The sequence below is a fragment of the Mycobacterium ahvazicum genome (genome assembly GCF_900176255.2).
GTDB lineage: Bacteria > Actinomycetota > Actinomycetes > Mycobacteriales > Mycobacteriaceae > Mycobacterium > Mycobacterium ahvazicum.
This window is the reverse complement of record NZ_FXEG02000002.1, coordinates 1,915,204-1,934,263: the sequence shown is the minus strand read 5'-3', so window position 1 is coordinate 1,934,263 and position 19,060 is coordinate 1,915,204. Positions and strand designations below refer to the sequence as shown.

The 19,060-nt window shown below is 67.6% G+C and carries 3 protein-coding genes; 1 reads left to right on the top strand and 2 read right to left on the bottom strand.

Annotated elements, in window-relative coordinates; all coding sequences use genetic code 11:
• The first annotated feature begins 170 nt into the window (after positions 1-170).
• Positions 171-1,082 (top strand): glycosyltransferase family 2 protein, encoded by a 912-nt coding sequence (locus MAAFP003_RS11335; RefSeq protein WP_096286957.1) that lies wholly within the window; start codon positions 171-173, stop codon positions 1,080-1,082.
• Here the strand turns inward: MAAFP003_RS11335 and MAAFP003_RS11330 are convergent.
• Both MAAFP003_RS11330 and MAAFP003_RS11325 read right to left on the bottom strand, forming a co-directional pair.
• Entirely contained in the window at positions 1,079-8,749 is a 7,671-nt protein-coding gene (locus MAAFP003_RS11330) for a non-ribosomal peptide synthetase (RefSeq protein ID WP_096286955.1), read from the bottom strand. The genes MAAFP003_RS11335 and MAAFP003_RS11330 overlap by 4 nt on opposite strands.
• Positions 8,749-19,017: a non-ribosomal peptide synthetase gene (locus tag MAAFP003_RS11325; protein WP_096286953.1), complete on the bottom strand. Its 10,269-nt coding sequence runs from the start codon at positions 19,015-19,017 to the stop codon at positions 8,749-8,751. Before MAAFP003_RS11325 ends, MAAFP003_RS11330 begins: the two co-directional genes overlap by 1 nt.
• Positions 19,018-19,060: the final 43 nt, after the last annotated feature.

Here is a 19,060-nt window from a genome sequence, read left to right as displayed (position 1 = left end):
ACCGGTGAACGTTCTACCAAGATGCGGCTATTCACCCCGTTATGCAGGCTCGATCACCACTACGGTTTACCGAAAAGGGCGCATTGAATTACTCGCCCTCGCAGCTGAATTCGGGGCCGGCTGTCTATGGCGCTGGCTGACCCCACATGTCCCCAGATTGGGTGTAAGCCATGCCGCAACAGCCCTCGGTCACGATCGTCATCCCCGCCTACAACGAAGAACGGTTCATCGGCAATTGCCTGGAATCGTGCATTAACCAGACCTCGGCACCGGACGAGATAATCGTCGTCGACAACAAGTCGACCGACGAGACCGCGTCGATTGTGCGCGAATACCAGGCGGCCGCTGCGCACCTGGACATAAAGCTTCTCGACCAAACCGTCTACCAAGGCGCCGCCCCGACCCGCGACTGTGGATTCGACCATGCCCGGTGTGACGTGTTGGGCCGCATTGACGCCGATACCGTCATTCCGCCGGATTGGGTCGAGAAGGTTCGCGGTTACTTCCAGGATCCCGACATCGACGCCGCGAGCGGTCCGATCGCCATTTACGACCTGCCGTTGCGGGCCTTTCTGTTCTGGGTGGATTCCACGCTTCGCTACCACCTGCACAAGCACGTCAAGAACGAACGGTTTCTGCTCGGCTGCAACATGGCAATTCGCGCCACCGCATGGAAGGGCGTGCGTCTTCAGACGCAGCTGGACCCCGAAATGCTCCTGCACGAAGATATCGACTTGGCGCTGACGCTGTTCAAGAACAATTTCAAGATTTCCTATGAGCCGTCCATGGTTGCCGCCATTTCGGGCCGGCGGGTGCAAGAGTCACCGCGTGATTTCTACCGATATGCGACGCGGTACACGCGCACGACCAAACTGCACGGCATCAAGAGCCCCACGGCACATACGACGATCGCCACTCTGCTGGCGCTGTATTACCCGTTCCGCACGATGCGGTTCTTCTATGACGCCGACCGACAACAGTTCACGTTGGCAAGGCTGCGGGACCGCATCGTAAAAGTGGGCTTGTCTGCCACGGTGCGCATGCGGGTAAGCATTCGGCGCGGACCGGCCCCGGCCGCCTAGAGCAGTCCCACCAGCTGCAGGTCCGTCACGTACTTGATGATGACCCCTGGTGTGATGTGCGGGATGTCGTTGTCCGCACCGATTTTCGCTTCCTGCACCGCGGCGCGGAATCGGTCTGTCGGTGCGAACGACCCGCGGGTCGGCTCGAGCGGCTGAATCTGCTCGGGGTTGTGCAGCATCAACTGCAGCATCTGCAGCACGGAATGCTGGCGCTGCCGGTCCGGCAGAGCCCGCAGGCCGATCTCGAATTGCCGCACCCACTCCGCGAAGTCGTCGATGCGCTGGATCGGATAGCCGGCCTCAATGAGCCAGTCGACACAAGTATCGACTCCGATGCCGTCGTCGTGCGGGTTCATCACGTGATAGGTCTCGAACCCGTCGACCACCTGAGCCCCGAGGGTGGCGATCGACTCGGCGACGAATTCGACGGGCAGCGCGTCGTAGTGCGCCCGCTGCCGGTTGCCGCTCTCGTCAAGGCGGTAGAACGAACCGGGCGCGACGCCGGTGGCCACCAGGCTCAGGATCATCCGGGTGACGACGTCGGTCATGTTGAACTGGCCCGCGTAGCTGACGTCGGACAGGATCATGCCGCTGCGGAACACCGAAACCGGAAGCCCGAACTGCTCATTGGCCTCCCGGAGCAGCACCTCGCCGGCCCACTTGCTGTTGCCGTAGCCGTTGGCGAAGCTGCCGTCGAGGACGCGGGTAGGACTGATCACCCGGATGTCGGCGTCTTCGGTGAACAACGCCGGCTCGACCTGGCGGCCGAGGTCGGAGGTCGACACGTAGGTGTACGGCTTCATCCGCGAGGTCAGCGCGAACTTGATCAGTTCGCCGGTGCCAACGACGTTGGGCCCGAACAGCTCTCGGTAGGGCAGCACTTGGTTGACCACGGCGGCCGAGTCGACGATCAGATCGACGGTGTCGGCCAGTCGCTGATAGGTCTGCTCGTCGAGGCCCAGGTTGGCTTCGCCCTTGTCGCCGGCGACGACCTCGAGATGGTCGGCGGCCAGCTGATGGAAGTGGTCCACCAACCGCGGGTCGCCGCTGTCGAATGCCTTCTCCAGACGACGCCATGCCTCCTGGTCGGAGCCGGCGCGCACCAGGCAGATCAGCTTGCCGTCAACACGTTTCAGTTGCTTGAGCCACTCCAGCGCCAGGTACCGCCCCAGGAAGCCGGTCGCCCCGGTCAACAGCACCGTGCGCGCTTCGGCGCTCGGGCCCGGCAGCGTCGGAGCGCCGAGCAGCGTCGTCTCGTCGATGAACTTGTCCAAGGTGAGGTCGCTGGCACGCAGCCCCTCGGGGTCGCGGCCGTGCACCGCAACGAAACTCGGGCCGTTGGAGTCGGTCTCGTCGGCGTCGGGGTCGCTGTCCAGACGCACGCTCATGGCGCGAACCGACGGCGCCTCGAACAGCGTGCGCACCGACAGGTTGGAATCGAACGCCGTGTTGATCGCGGCGACCACCCGCATCGCCGATAGCGAATCCCCACCCAGGTCGAAGAAGGAGTTCTCGACGCCGACCCGCTCGATGCCGAGCACCTGGCCGTAGATCCCGGCCACGATCTCCTCGGTGGGCGTCGCGGGCGGAATGTAGCGGACCGCACTCTGGTATTCGGGTGCGGGCAGGGAGCGTTTGTCGAGCTTGCCGTTGACGGTGCGCGGCAAGGTGTCGAGCACGACGATCGCCGTCGGAACCATGTAGGCCGGCAGCCGCTCGCCCAGCAGGGCGCGCATCTGCGCGGTGTCCACCTCGCCGGTGACGGTGACGTAGCCGACCAGCCGCTTGTCACCCGGACGGTCCTCGCGAGCGATCACCGCCGCGGCCTGCACCCCGTCCAGGGCGGCCAGCGCCGCCTGCACCTCACCGAGCTCGATGCGGTAACCGCGGATCTTGACCTGCTCGTCGGCACGGCCCAGGTACTGCAACTGCCCATCGGCGCCCCAGCGCACCAAGTCGCCGGTGCGATACATGCGTTGTCCGGATGCTTCCGCGCCAGCGAACGGGCACGCCACGAACCGCGACGCGGTCAGGCCGGCCCGGCGCAGATAGCCGACGGCCACACCCCGGCCGGCGATGTACAACTCGCCGACCACACCTTCGGGCGCCGGCCGCAGCCACTTGTCCAGTACGAACAACGCCGCACCCGGCACCGGCACGCCGATCGGGGCGCCCTCGCCGGCCTTCATCGGCGCACTGATCGCCGCGTAGATGGTGGCTTCGGTCGGGCCGTAGGCGTTGATCATCACCCGTCCCGGCGCCCACTTGTCGACTATTTCATTCGGGGATGCCTCCCCCGCCATCACCAGCGTCGCGGACTCCAGCCCCTCGCCCGGCATCATCGCCAGCGCCGACGGGGTTTGGCCCACCACGGTCACCTGCTCGGCGACCAGCAAGTCCCGCAGCTCGTGAGCGGATGCCGCCGCCGAATCGGGCACCACGACCAACCGCGAACCGTGGAGCAAGGCATTGAAGATCTCCCACACCGAGACGTCGAAACTGTAGGAGTGCCACTGCGACCACACCTGGCCAGGGCCGGTCGGTGCGCCGGGGTCGGGCGCTTCCAGCAACGACGTCGCGTTGTGGTGGGTAATCGCCACGCCCTTGGGCACCCCGGTCGTCCCCGACGTGTAGATCGTGTACGCCAGGTCCTCCGGCGTCGCCACCGGGAAGGTGATGTCCGAAGGGATCGACAGGTCGGGGTCGTGGACGTCGATGACCGGCAGGTCGGCCCCGTCGAACCGCGACCGCATGGTCTCGTCGGTCATCGCGGCGACCGGCGTGGCATCGCCGAGCATGAATTCCAGACGCGCGTCGGGCATCGCCGGGTCGATCGGCAGGTAGGCCGCCCCGGACTTGAGCACCGCCACCATCGCGATGATCGCCTCGGCCGACCGGTTGAACAGCAACGCCACACATTCGCCCGGGCGCGCGCCGTTGCTGACCAGCACCCGCGCGAACCGCTCGGCCGCCTCGTCGAGCTCGCGGTAGGTCCACGACCGCTCGCCGTCCACCAGCGCGACCCCGTCCGGGGTCCGGGCCACCTGCGCGGCGAACATCGCCGGGATCGTCGTGCCCTGCGCCGGCTGGGTCAGCACGGCGCGGTTGCCCCACTCGTCCAGGCGGGCATGCTCACCGGCATCCAGCACGTCCATCGACGACAGCCGCTGGCTCGGGTCGGCGGTCATCGCCACCAGCACCCGCTGGAATCGCTCCACCAGCGTCTCGATGCTCGCCGGGTCGAACACGTCCGTGTCGTACTCGACGCGGATGCCCAGTTCGTGGCCCGGCAAGGCCATCACGGAAAGCGGGTAGTGGTTGTATTCGCGGTTCGTGACGTCGGTGATCGCCAGCTCGTGCACACCCACCGGCACGTTCGTGTCGATCGGGTAGTTCTCGTACAGGAACAGCGTGTCGAACAACTGGTCGTGGCCGGTGGCGCGATGAATGTCGGACAGCCCCAGGTGCTCGTGCTCGAGCCGGTTGTTGTGCGCCGTCTGCAGCTGGTCGAGCAGCTCGGCGACCGTGGTGGCCACGGTCGTGTTCGCCCGCACCGCAACGGTGTTGATCAGCAGGCCGACAATCGATTCCGAACCCAGCACCTCGGGGGGCCGGCCCGAGACCGCGGTGCCGAACGCGACGTCGCGCTGGCCGGTCAGCCACATCAGCAACTGCGCCCAGCCGGCCTGCAGCACCGTGTTGACGGTGGTGTGGCAGGACCGGGCCAGCGTGCTGAGCGCGCGGGTGGTCTCGGCGGACACCCGGTACGAGTCGACGCGTCGCCGCCCGAGCCCTATCCGCGTGGCGGGACCGACCAGGGTCGGGTTGTCGAAGCCTTCGAACATCTGGCGCCAGGCCGCCTGTGCCGCCGGGCGGTCCTGTTCGGCGAGCCAGGTGAGAATGCTGCGGTAGGACGCGGGCGCGGGCAGCCGCTCGCCGTAGTAGCTGGCGAAGATTTCGCGCAGCAGGATCGGCAGCGACCACCCGTCCATCACGATGTGGTGGTTGGTGATCACGAACCGATGCTTGTTCTCGGTGGTCCGGATCAGCGCCGCACGGAAGGCCGGCCGGCCGAGCAGGTCGCTGACCGCATCGCGCTCGTCGGCGCACAGCTGCTCGATTTGCTCGTCGTGGCCGGCTTCGTCGCTGTCGAGCTGGATGTAGCGCCAGGCCATGACGGGCTCGGCGGGGATGATTTGCACCGGCTCGTCGAATTGGGCGGAGAACCGCGCCGCCAGGTTAGGGTGCCGGTTGACCACCGTCTGCACCGCTTCGCGCAGCCGCTGCGGGTCAATGGCACCGGCGATCGTGATACCCAGCTGCACCGCGTAGACGTCGTCGCCGTTGTCGCCGCCCTGGGCAACGCTGGCGTGGAACAGCAGACCCTGCTGCACCGGGGTCAGCGGCAAGACGTCGGCGAGGTGGTACTGCTGCTCGAGTTGGTCGAGCTGCCGCTGGGTCAGCCGTGCCGGGGCCAGGTCGGACGGCGTCAGGCCGCCGCCGCCGTTGCGCACGTGGGCACAAATGCCGGTCAGGGCCTCGAACCACAGCGTGCTCAGCCGGCCGATCTGCTCACCGTCCAGCGCCGAGGGCGCCCAGGTCCAGTTGGCGTGCAGGTGCGGGCCCGCTTCAGTGTCCATCGTGCCGGCGTTGAGGTCGACGGTGTGCATCAGCGGCAGCGGCACCGCGGTGGCCGCGCCGGCGACCGACAAGCCTTCTTCGGAGATCCGCCACAGATCACCGGCAAGCTCCGTGGCCGTGCCGGCGCCCAGCCGGCCGAGGTAGTTGAACCCGATTGCCGGCTCGCTGCCCTGCAGGTCGACCTCGTTGTTCGTGTAGCGCAGCAGTCCGTAGGTCAGCGGATCGGGCAGGCCGCGCAGCTGCTCCTTGGCGTCCTTGATCACCGGCCCCAGGGCCGCGTCACCCGCGACCACCCGCGACCAGTCCAGTCCGGCGACGGCCAGCGACACCGGGTACTTGGTGGTGAACCAGCCGACGGTGCGCGACAAGTCGACGCCCCGAGCCAACTCTTCGTGGCGGCCGTGTCCTTCGACGCCGATGCCGATCGGCGAGCCGTTCCCCAGGAACTCCGCCCAGGCCAACCCGAACGCGATCAACAGAATGTCTTGCACCCCAGCGTGAAACGCCGACGGCACCTCACCCAACAGCAATCGCGTCGTCTCGACGTCGAGCTCGGCCGACATGTGCTCGGCACTGACGTAGGTGTCCACCTCGGGTCGCACGGCCGGTAATGCGGCCGGCACCGATGCCACTCGCCGCCACGCCTCGGCCTGCTCCACCACCGCGGGGCGCTGCGCGTACTCCTCGAGCAGCGACGACCAGCGGGCGAAGGACGTCCCGCCCGGGGGCAACTCGATCGGTTGCCCGCTGTGGTGCTGAGCCCAGGCAATGTTCAAGTCTTCCAACAGGATTCGCCACGACACCCCGTCGACAGCCAGGTGATGAATGATCAGCACCAACTGCGACGCGGAGCTCACCCACAACGCGCTGAGCATCACGCCGGCGGCGGGGTTCAGCCGTGACCGCGCCTCGACGAGCGCCTCGTCGGACAGCACCTCTACCGACTGCAGCAGACCGGCGGCATCCACGGTCCCCACTTCGGGTACCTGAAGCGACCACTCCCCCGCGTCGTCGTCCTCGACCCGCAGCCGCAGGGTGGCATGCCGATCGATCAACGCCTGCAGCACGGGTGCCACTTCGGCTTCGGTTACCCCGGACGGAGCCTGCACCACCATGGTCTGGTTGAACTGCTCGACGGGGCCCACCACGCCCTGCAGCCACCGGATGATCGGGGTGGCGACCACGTCGCCGATACCCTCGTCGACGACGCCGTCGGCGCCGTCGGTCATCGTGGCTACCCGGGCCAGCCGGGCCACCGTCTGTTCGACGAAAATGTCTCGCGGACGGCACATTACGCCGGCCGCCCGGGCGCGCGCCGACACCTGCATCGACAGGATGCTGTCACCGCCCAGGTCGAAGAAGGAGTCGTCGACACCGACCCGTTCGACACCGAGCACTTGGGCGTAGATTCCGGCCAGGATCTCCTCGACCGCGTCCGACGGCGCGCGATATTCGCCGCCGCCGGCGTATTCGGGCGCGGGCAGGGCACGTTTGTCGAGCTTGCCGTTGACGGTCAGCGGCAGCGTGTCGAGCACGACGATCGCCGTCGGAACCATGTAGGCCGGCAGCCGCTCGGCCAGCGTGCTGCGCATCGTGGCGGTGTCCACGTCCGCGGTGACCGTGGCGTAACCGACCAGCCGCTTGTCGCCCGGGCGATCCTCGCGAGCGATCACCGCCGCGGCCTGCACCCCGTCCAGGCCGGCCAAAGCCGCCTGCACCTCACCCAACTCGATGCGGTAACCGCGGATCTTGACCTGCTCGTCGGCACGGCCCAGGTACTGCAACTGTCCGTCGGCGCCCCAGCGCACCAGGTCCCCGGTGCGATACATCCGGTCACCTGGCTCGCCGAACGGGCACGCGACGAACCGCGACGCGGTCAGGCCGGCCCGGCGCAGATAGCCCACGGCCACACCGCGACCGGCGATGTACAACTCACCGGTCACCCCCTCCAGCGCCGGCCGCAGCCACTTGTCCAGCACGAACAGCGCAGCACCGGGCACCGGCGAACCGATCGGCGCACCCGTGTCCGGGGTCAACGGCTGGCTCATCGCCGCGTAGATCGTGCCCTCGGTCGGACCGTAGGCGTTGATCAGCACGCGACCGGGCGCCCACCGGTCGAGCACCTCGGACGGGAGCGCCTCGCCGGCCACGAACACCGCGGTGGACTCCAAGCCGTCCGACGACAACATTGCTGCCGCAGAAGGGGTTTGGCACAGGACATTGACCTTTTCGGCGATCAGCAGTGCATGCAGATCGTCAGGCGAACTGGCCACCGCTTCGGGAACGATCACCAGCCGTCCGCCGTGCAGCAGGGCGCCGAAGATTTCCCACACCGAAACGTCGAAGCTGTAGGAGTGCCACTGCGACCACACCTGCCCCGGACCGGGCGGCACCGCCGAGTGCAGCTTCTCCAGCAGGGACGTCGCATTTTGGTGAGTGATCGCCACGCCCTTGGGCGCCCCGGTCGTCCCCGAGGTGTAGATCATGTACGCGAGATCCTGCGGCGCCGGCGCGGACAATTCGGTGCCGGGATCCTCGCCCGGCTCGTCGAAGTCCACGACGAACAGGTCGGTCCCGTCTAGCCGCGACCGGTGGGCCGCGGTCGTGAGCGCCGCGACCGGCGTGGCGTCGCCGAGCATGAATTCCACCCGCGCGTCCGGCAGCGCGGGATCGATCGGCAGGTACGCCGCCCCGGCTTTGAGTACCGCCATCATCGACACGATCGCCTCGGTCGAGCGCGAAAACAGCAGTGCCACAGTCTGTCCCGGGCCCGCACCGTGCGCGGTCAGCACCCGCGCCAACAGCTCCGCGGTCTCATCGAGCTCACGGTAGGTCCACGACCGGTCCCCGCACACCAGCGCGACGGCCTCCGGGGCGTTCGCGACCTGCGCCGCAAACAGCTCGGGAATCGTCACGCTCTTAGCCGGGCGGGTCAATACGGCGCGGTTGCCCCACTCGTCCAGCCGCGCGACTTCACCCCCGTCGAGGAGATCAATCGATAAGAGCCGCCGTTTACCGTCGGCCATTACTCATCCCCTGAATCGTCAGTCATGGCTACCAGCACTCGCCGTAACCGCTCGACCAACGTTTCGATACTGGCCTTGTCGAAGACATCGGTGTCATATTCGACTCGAAGGCCCAGTTCGTGGCCCGGCACGGCTTGCACTGACAGCGGGTAGTGGTTGTACTCGCGGTTCGTGAACTTGGTGATCGTCAGATCCTGAACCCCCGACAGCGCTGCGGTGTCGATCGGGTAGTTCTCGTAAACGAACATAGTGTCGAACAGCTGGTCGTGCCCGGTGATTCGGTGAATTTCGTTCAACCCCAGATACTGGTGCTCGAGCGTTTCGGTGTACGAGCTTTGCAATTGGTCCAGCAGATCGCCGATGGTGGTGGCCGAGTTGATGTTGGCGCGGACCGGAACCGTGTTGATCATCAGGCCGACGATGGATTCCGCGCCGGGCAGGTCGGTCGGCCGTCCCGAGACCGCGGTACCGAACGCGACATCCGGCTGACCGGTCATCCGCATCAGCAGCTGGGCCCAGGCGGCCTGCAGCACGGTGCTGACGGTGGTGCGGCAGGAACGGGCCAGCTCGCTCAGCGCAGCGGTGGTCTCGGCGGACACCTGGAACTCTTCGACACCTCGCTGGCCAAGCCCCATCCGCTGCGGCGGGCCGACCAGGGTCGGGGTGTCGAAGCCGTCGAACACCTCGCGCCACGCCGCCCGGGCCGTGCTGCGATCCTGACTGGCCAGCCAGGTGACGAACTTGCGGTACGACACCGCCGCAGGAAGCCGGGCACCGTAGTAGCCAGCGAAAATCTCTTGCAGCAGAAGCGGTTTCGACCAACCGTCCAGCACGATGTGGTGGTTGGTCAACACGAACCGGTACTGGTTTTGCGCGGTGCGCAGCAGTGCCGCCCGGAAGGCAGGCTTACCGACGAGGTCGCAGACGGCGGCGCGTTCGGCCGCGGATACCTGCTCAACCTGCCCGTCGACATCGGCGTCGTCTAATTCGAGGTACTGCCAAGTCAATTCGGGCTGGGCCGGCAAAATTTGCAGTGGCTCGTCGAAGTCACCGCTGAAGCGGGCGACCAGGTGCGGGTGCCGGGTGACGACCGTGTGCACCGCATCGCGCAGCCGGTCCGGGTCGACCGCACCGGTGATGCTGATGTCGAGCTGCACCGCGTACAGGTCGTCGCCGCTGACACCGAGGTCCTCGGCGGTGCTGGCGTGGAAGAACAGGCCCTGCTGCAGGGGAGTCAGCGGCAACACGTCGGCGATCTGCTCGCTCTGTTGCAGTTCGTCGATCTGCTGCTGGCTCATCCGCGCCGGCGCGAGGTCGGACGGCGTCAAGCCACCGCCGCCGCCCCGGACGTGCTCGCAGATGCCCGACAGCGCGTCAAACCACAACTGGCTCAACCGATTGATCTGAGCCTCGTCGAGCGCCGAGGTCGCCCACGTCCAGTTGGCCTGCAGCTGCGGGCCACCTTCGGTGTCCATGGTGCCGGCGTTGAGCTCGACGGTGTGGGCCAGCGGCATGGCGACGGCCGTCGCTGCCGCCGCGGCCGGCAGGTCGTCCTGAGAGAGCTGCCACAGGTCACCGGAAAGGTCCGTCGCGCCCGCGCCGAGACGGCCGAGGTAGTTGAAGCCGATCGCCGGGTCGGATTTATCCAGCTCGACATCGGGGTTCAGGTAGCGCAGCAGACCGTAGGTGAGCGGGTCGGGCAGACCACGCAGCTGCTCCTTGGTGTCCTTGATCACCGGGCCCAGCGCGGTGTCACCGGCGACCACTTTCGTCCAGCCCAGCTCACCGACGGCCAACGACACCGGGTACTTGGTGGTGAACCAGCCGACCGTGCGCGACAGGTCAACGTCGGCGGCCAGTTCCTCGTGCCGCCCGTGGCCCTCGACGTCGACACCGATCGGCGAGCCGGTCCCCAGGAACTCGGCCCAGGCCAGTCCGAACGCGATCAACAGAATGTCTTGCACCCCAGCGTGAAACGCCGCCGGCACCTCACCCAGCAGCATGCGGGTCGTCTCGACGTCCAACCCGACCGACAGTTGCCCGGCCGTGGCAAACGTGTCCGTGGGCTGCACCGCGGGCAGTGCGGCGGGCACGGCGGCGACCTGCCGCCACGCCTCGGCCTGGGCGAGGACCTCGGGTGCACGGGCGTGCTGGTCCAGCAGCGACGACCAGCGGGCGAACGACGTGCCCGGTACCGGCAACGCCACCTCTTGCCCACTGTGATGCTGCGCCCAGCCGATGTTCAAGTCTTCCAACAGGATTCGCCATGACACACCATCGACCGCGAGGTGGTGGACGATCAGCACCAATTGCGACGTGGAGTTGACCCACAGCGCACTCAGCATCACACCGGCGGCCGGGCTCAGCCGCGACCGCGCGTCGACGAGCGCCTCGTCGGACAACACGTCGACCGACCGGAGCAGCGCGCCGGCATCCACCGACCCGACCTCAGGCACCCACAATGACCAACCACCGGCGCCGTCGTCGTCCACGCGCAGTCGCAGCATCGCGTGGCGATCCACCAGCGCCTGCAGCACCACCAGCGCGTCGGATTCGGTCACGCCGTCGGGCGCCTGGACCACCATCGTCTGGTTGAACTGCTCGACCGGGCCGTCGGTTTCCTGCAGCCAGCGAATGATCGGGGTGGCAATGACCTCGCCCAGGCCCTCGTCGGCCGCGCCGTCGCCTTCGGCACCCATCCTGGCCACCCGGGCCAGCCGCGCCACGGTCTGCTCGACGAAAACGTCACGGGGACGGCACATCACACCGGCCGCCCGGGCCCGGGCCACCACCTGCATCGACAGAATGCTGTCGCCGCCCAGGTCGAAGAAGGAGTCGTCGACACCAACCCGCTCCACACCCAGCACCTGCGCGTAGACCCCGGCCAGGATCTCCTCGATCGCGTCGGTCGGTGCGCGATAGCTGTCGACGTCGGAGTACTCCGGCGCGGGCAGCGCGCGGGTGTCCAATTTTCCGTTGACCGTCAGCGGCAGCGCGTCCAGCACCACCACCGCGACCGGCACCATGTACGACGGGAGCCGCTCGGCCAGCTGGCTGCGGATCTCGGTCGGGTCAGCCGTTCCGGTGACGTAGCCGACCAGGCGCTTGTCACCGGGCCGGTCCTCGCGGGCGATCACCGCGGCCTGGTAGACCCCGTCCAGACCGGCCAGCGCCGCCTGGATCTCGCCGAGTTCGATGCGGTAGCCGCGGATCTTGACCTGCTTGTCGGCCCGGCCCATGTAGCGCAGCTGTCCGTCGGTGCCCCAGGACACCAGGTCGCCGGTGCGATACATCCGCGATCCGGGTCCGCCGAACGGGCAGGCGACAAACCGCGTCGTGGTCAGGTCCGGGCGTCCGACGTACCCGCTCGCCACGCCGGCGCCGGCCACGTACAGCTCGCCGACCACGCCGGGGGCGACGGGCCGCAGCCAGCCGTCCAGCACGAAGAAGGCGAGATGCGCCAACGGCACCCCGATGGGGCTGTTGTTGCTGTCGACGTCGGCGTCGACGATCTCCCGGAACGAGGCGTGCACGGTCGTCTCCGTGATGCCGTACATGTTGATCATGCGCGGTAGCCCCGGGTGGTTGTGCAACCACGTCTGAAGACGTTGCGGCTCAAGCGCTTCGCCACCGAAGACCACGGTCTGAAGCTTCAGCTGCTGCCCCAGCTCGGGTTGCAGCGCGTCGGCGGCCTGCAGTGCGTAGAACGCCGACGGCGTTTGGCTCAACACACTGACTTGTTCGCTGACCAGCAGGGCGTGCAGGTCTTCCGGTGAGCGGACCACGGCGTCGGGCACCACGACCACCCGGCCGCCGTGCAGCAGCGCGCCCCAGATCTCCCAGACCGAATAGTCGAAAGCCAGCGAATGGCATTGCGTCCAAACCTGTCCCAGCTCCATCTCGGCGTCCAGGGACTCCAGCAGCTGGGTCACGTTGCGGTGGGTGACGGCCACGCCTTTGGGCTTACCGGTGGTGCCCGAGGTGTAGATGATGTAGGCGACGTGGTCGGCCGCGGGTGTCGGCAATGCGGTGCTGGGCGCCGCGCCGATGGCCGGGTCCTCGACATCGATGACCAGCAGGTCGGCGCTTTCCAGCCGGGGGCGCAGGTCCGCGGTGGTCAGAGCGGCGATCGGCGCCGAGTCCGACAGCATGAACTCCATCCGCGCCGTCGGGTGCGCGGGATCCATCGGCAGATACGCCGCGCCCGTCTTCAGCACCGCCAGCAGCGACACGATCGCCTCGGCGGATCGGTTGAGTAGCACCGCAACTCGCTCGCCCGGGCCGGCTCCGCGGTCGGATAGCCAGTGCGCCAACCGGTTTGAGGCCTCGTCGAGCTCGCGGTAGGTCCACGACCCGTCCCCGCTGTTGACGGCCACGGCCTCCGGAGCGCGCGCGACCTGCGCGGCGAACAGTTCCGGAATCGACACCGGCGCGCTCGCGGGCAGCGTCAGCACCTCGCGGTTGCCCCATTCCTCGAGCCGCGAGTGCTCGTCGGCGTCGAGCAGGTCGATCGACGACAGCCGTCGGGTGGGGTCGGTGGTCATCGTGACCAGCACCCGCCGCAACCGCTCGATCAGCGAATCAATGGTGGCGACATCGAAGACGTGGCTGTCGAATTCGACGCGCAGGCTCAGTTCGTGGCCCGGCGTCACTACCACCGACAGCGGGTAGTGGTTGAATTCGCGGCTGCTGAAATCGGTGATGGCCAACTCTTGGACGCCGAACAGCGCGCCCGCGTCGATCGGGTAGTTCTCGTAGAGGAAAAGCGTGTCGAAGAGCTGGTCATGGCCGGTCACGCGGTGAATGTCACGCAGCGCCAGGTGGTCGTACTCCAGGGTGTCGTTGTGGAACCGCTGCAGTTGGGCCATCAGGTCGGCGATCGTGGTCGTCGCCGTGGCGCTGGCCCGCACCGGCACGGTGTTGATCAACAGACCCACCAGCGCGTCGGCACCGGGCAACTCGGTGGGCCGGCCGGAGACCGCGGTGCCGAATGCGACATCGTGATGCCCGGTCAGCCACATCAGTACCTGCGCCCAGGCGGCCTGTAGCGCGTTGCTGACGGTGGTGTGGTTCGAGCGCGCCAGCTCGGTCAGGGCCTGAGTGACGTCGGCAGGCACCCGGTACGACTCCACGCCACGCTCGGCGGCCTGCCCCGGCGGGCTCACCAGCGTCGGCGTGTCAAAGCCGGCCAGGACTTCGCCCCACGCCGCTTGCGCCGCGTCGCGATCCTGCGCGGCCAGCCAGGTGACAAAGCTGCGGTACGACGGCGGCGCGGCCAGCCGCTGCCCGTAGTAGAGAGTGAAGATCTCCTGCAGCAGGATCGGCAGCGACCAGCCGTCGATCACGATGTGGTGGATGGTCAGCACGAACCGGTGCCGGTTGTCCGCGGTGCGGATCAAGGCCACCCGGAAGGCCGGCTGGTCGGCGATGTCGCACACCGCGGCGCGCTCGTCGGCGCACAGCTGCTGGACCCGCTGATCGACTTCGGCCTCGCCGCCGGCCATTTCGACGTACTGCCACGCCATGACGGGTTCGGCCGGAATGATCTGGATCGGCTCGTCGAACTGTTGGTTGAACCGCGCCGCCAGGTTGGGGTGACGGTTGACCACCGTCTGCACCGCCTCGTGCAGCCGCTTGTGATCGAGCGGGCCGGTCACGGTGATGCCCAGCTGCACCGCGTACAAGTCGTCGCCGGAGCCCTCCGCGAGCGCGGAGTGGAACAACAGCCCCTGCTGCACCGGGGTCAGCGGCAGCACGTCGGCAATGCGGAGCTGGCGGGACAGGTCGTCGATTTGTTGCTGGGTCAGCCGCGCGGGGGCCACGTCGGACGGCGTCAGCCCGCCCCCGCCGCGGCGGACGAGCGCGCAAATGCCGGCCAGGGCCTCGAACCACAGCTGGCTGAGCCGGTTGATCTGGGTGTCGTCGAGCGCCGACGGCGCCCAGGTCCAGTTGGCGTGCAAGTGCGGACCGGCGTCGCTGTCGACGGTTCCGGCGTTTAGTTCGACGGTGTGCGCCAACGGCATCGGGATCGACGCGGCCGCGCCGGCCAGGGCGAGGCTCTCCTGGCTGACCCGCCACAGGTCCTCGGAGAGCTCGGCCGCCGAGGCGCCCAGGCGGCCGAGGTAGTTGAAGCCGATCGCCGGGTCGGCTCCGGCCAGGTCGACGTCGGGATTCAGGTACCGCAGCAGGCCGTAGGTCAGCCCGTCGGGCAGGGCGCGCAGCTGCTCCTTGACCGCTTTGATGACCGCGCCGAGGGCGGGGTCGCCGTCGACCACCCGCGCCCAGTCCAGGCCATCCACGGTCAGCGCCACGGGGTACTTGGTGGTGAACCACCCGACCGTGCGCGACAGGTCCACGTAGGGATTCAGTTCTTCGTGGCGACCGTGACCCTCGACGTCGATGGCGAGCGGCTTGCCCGCAGAACCCAGGAATTCCGCCCAGGCCAAGCCGAACGCGATCAACAGAATGTCTTGCACCCCAGCGTGAAACGCGGCCGGGACCTCACCCAGGATCTGGCGGGTCGTGTCGACGTCCAGGTCCACCGACAACCGTCCGGCGTTGGCGTGCGTGTCCACCGCCGGCTGTACGGCCGGCAGTGCGGCCGGGGTCGCCGCCACCTGGCGCCAGGCGTCCACCTGCGCCACGACGGCCGCGTCGCGGGCGTGCTCTTCGAGTAGCGATGACCACCGGGCAAACGAAGTCCCCGGCGCAGGCAGCTCCACCTCTTGCCCGCTGTGGTGCTGAGCCCACGCGATGTTCAAGTCTTCCAACAGGATTCGCCACGAGACGCCGTCGACGGCCAGGTGGTGAATGATCAACGCCAATTGCGACGTCGAGGTCACCCACAGCGCGCTGAGCATCGCCCCGGTAGCCGGGTTCAGCCGCGACCGGGCCTCCGCGAGCGCCTCGTCGGTCAACACGTCGACCGAACGCAGCAGACCGGCGCCTTCCAGCGATTCCACTTCGGGCACCCACAGCGACCAGCCGCCGGTGCCGTCGTCGTCGGCCCGCATCCGCAGGGTGGCATGGCGATCAACCAGGGCCTGCAGTACCACCGCCACGTCGGCCTCGGTCACTCCGGCCGGGGCTTGCACCACCATCGCCTGGTTGAACTGCTCGACCGGGCCGTCGACATCTTGCAGCCAGCGGATGATCGGTGTGGACACCACCTCGCCGAGACCCTCGTCGGCCACCCCGATCTCGCCAGTGGCCACGCTGGCCACCTGGGCCAGCCGGGCCACGGACTGCTCGACGAAAACGTCGCGCGGACGCAGCAGCACACCGGCAGCCCGGGCCCGCGAAACGACCTGCATCGACAGGATGCTGTCGCCGCCCAGGTCGAAGAACGAGTCGTCGATGCCGACCCGCTCCAGTCCCAGGATTTCGGCGTAGATCCCGGCCAAAACCTCTTCGACGGCGGTGGTCGGGGCGCGGTAAGCGCCGCCGACGTTGTGGTATTCGGGCGCCGGCAGGGCGCGGGTGTCCAGCTTGCCGTTGGGCGTCAGCGGCAGCGTCTCCAGCACCACCACCGCGGCGGGCACCATGTAGGCCGGCAACCGCTCGGCCAGCCTGGCCCGGGCCGCGGCAGGGTCAACGGTGCCGGTGACATAGCCGACCAGGCGCTTGTCCCCGGGGCGGTCCTCGCGGGCGATGACCGCGGCCTGCTTGACCTCGTCCAGCGCGGCCAGGGCGGCCTGGACCTCACCCAGTTCGATGCGATACCCGCGGATCTTGACCTGCTCGTCGGCGCGGCCTAGATAAAGGAGTTGTCCGTCGTCACCCCACGAGACCAGGTCTCCGGTGCGGTACATCCGCTCCCCCGGCTGCCCGAACGGGCATGCGACGAATCGCGACGAGGTCAGACCGGCCCGGCGGATATAGCCGCACGCCACGCCGGCGCCGGCCACATACAACTCACCGACCACGCCGGGCGGCACCGGCTTCAGCCACCGGTCCAGCACGAACAACGCCGCACCCGGGACCGGCGAACCGATCGGCACCACACCGGATCCGGGCACCAGCGGCGCGCTGATCGCCACACACACCGTGGTCTCGGTGGGGCCATAGCCGTTGATCATCACCCGGCCGGGCGCCCACTGATCCATGACCTCGGGCGGGCAGGCCTCGCCTGCGACCACCAACGCGGCGGTCTCCAAACCCTCGGGCGAGAGCATCCCGACTGCGGACGGAGTCTGGGTGAGCACGCTGACGTGTTCGCCGACGAGTAAGGCGTGGAAGTCGTCTGGCGAGCGAGTCACCGACTCCGGCACGACCACCAGTCGCCGGCCCCCCAGCAGGGCAGCCCAAATCTCCCAGACGGAGAAGTCAAAGGCCAGCGAGTGGCATTGCGACCAAACACCGGTCCGCGGCAGACCCGCATCGAAGCAGGCGAACAGTTGCGTGACGTTGTGATGAGTAACGGCAACGCCTTTGGGAGTCCCCGTGGTACCGGACGTGTAGATCACGTGGGCGAGGTTGTCCGGGTCCGGCATCGGCAGCGCCGTGCTGGGCTGGGCCGCGATGCGGGGATCGGCGACGTCGATGACCACCAGATCCTGTCCGTCCAGCCGCGATCGCAGGTCCGCGGTGGTCACCGCGGCCGTCGGCGCGGCGTCGGAAAGCATGAACTCCGTGCGTGCTGCCGGGAGTGCCGGGTCGATCGGCAGGTATGCCGCGCCGGTCTTCAAAACGGCCAGAATCGCGATGATCGCGTCGGCGGAACGCGAGAACTGAAGTGCCACAACCTGGCCCGGGCCCACGCCCTCGCTGACCAGCAGGTGCGCCAACCGGTTGGCGGCCTGGTCGAGTTCCCGATAGGTGGTGGACCGTCCTTCGAAGGTGACCGCGACCGCCTCGGGGGTGCTCTCCACGTGCTTGGCGAACGTCGCCGGAATCGACACCTTGGTCGGCGCAAGCTCGGTCAGGACGGCCCGATTGCCGAATTCGTCGAGGCGGGCCGTGTCGTCGGCATCGAGCGCCTCGATCGACGACAGCGTCGCGGTGGGGTCCTCGACCATCAGCAGCAGCACCTGCTGCAACTTCGCCGCGAGATCGGCGACGTCGAAATTCGCAAACGGTTGCCCGGGACCGGCCGTGCTCAGGAAAAGCTGATCGCCCGCGCCGAGGAAGAAGAACCCGAAGTGGCCGACGGGGCCGTGGTTCGTGTACCCCGCATGCGCCGGTGCGCCAGCAAGATTGAGGGTCAGGCGCGACGGGATGAAGTTCACGCCCACCCGGTTTGCGCCCTGCCGGGCGCCGCCTTCGCCCTCGAGGGCGTGGACCGGGTAGCGCTGATGCGCCAACAGCTCCCGGATACGTGTGTCGACGTGGGCGACAAAGTCGCCAACGGTCGTTTCCGGTGATGTCGTCAATACCAATGGGACGACGCCGGCAAGCATGGCGGGCAACTTCTTCGACTCTTCGGTCACCCGGCGGCTGACCGGGAAGTCCAGCGTCACCTCGTTTGCGTTACCGGACCATCCGCGCACCAACAGCGCGCAGGCGGCGGTAATGGCCGAATACCGGCGGACCCGCAACTGTTTGGTCAACTGCTGCATTCGACCCACCACCGCCGGGTCCAACTGGACCGATGCAGAGGTCAGATACGGGTCGCGCTCCTCGGTGACCTGAGGTAGCCGGTAATGGAATCCGCTTTCGGTCGGCAGGTGTTCCTGCCAATAGGCCTCGTCATCCTGGTAGTCGGCGGAGGCCTCGTAACCGGATTCGCAATCGATCAGGTCCTGCAGGGAACCGAAGTACGCGTCCGGCACCGGATCGCCGGCGACAAGTGCCGTGTAGACGGTGGCGACGCGGCGGCTCACCAGCGCCATGCCCATGCCGTCTACGGCGATGTGGTGGCAGCAGGCGAATAAATAGAATTCGTCATCTTGCGTCTGGAATAACGTAAAGATGAAAAGCGGACCCGAGAATGGCATGGGCGTGCGCTGAATTGAAGATGCCATTTCCCGGACTTTTCGTACGGGATCATCCGAGCCCCGGAAATCATAGAAGCCCAGCTCGGTATCGGGATAATCGACAGCCTTCTGCAAAACAACGTGGCCGTCGGCTTCGAAGAACGCCACGCGGCCCGACTCGGACTCGGCAACCACTTGCCGGATGGCCTGCTGCAGCAAATCGTGATGGACGGCGCCCTCGATCAACACCAAAAGGCCAAGCTGCCACTCGGTACCCGCGAAACCGGTTTCCTGCGAGAGCCAAATATCGAGCTGCCCACGCGTCAACGGGTGCGCCCGCTCACCACGTTCCATGTGAGTCCCCCAAGGCTCCACCCGAGTCCCCATACCCAGGCGG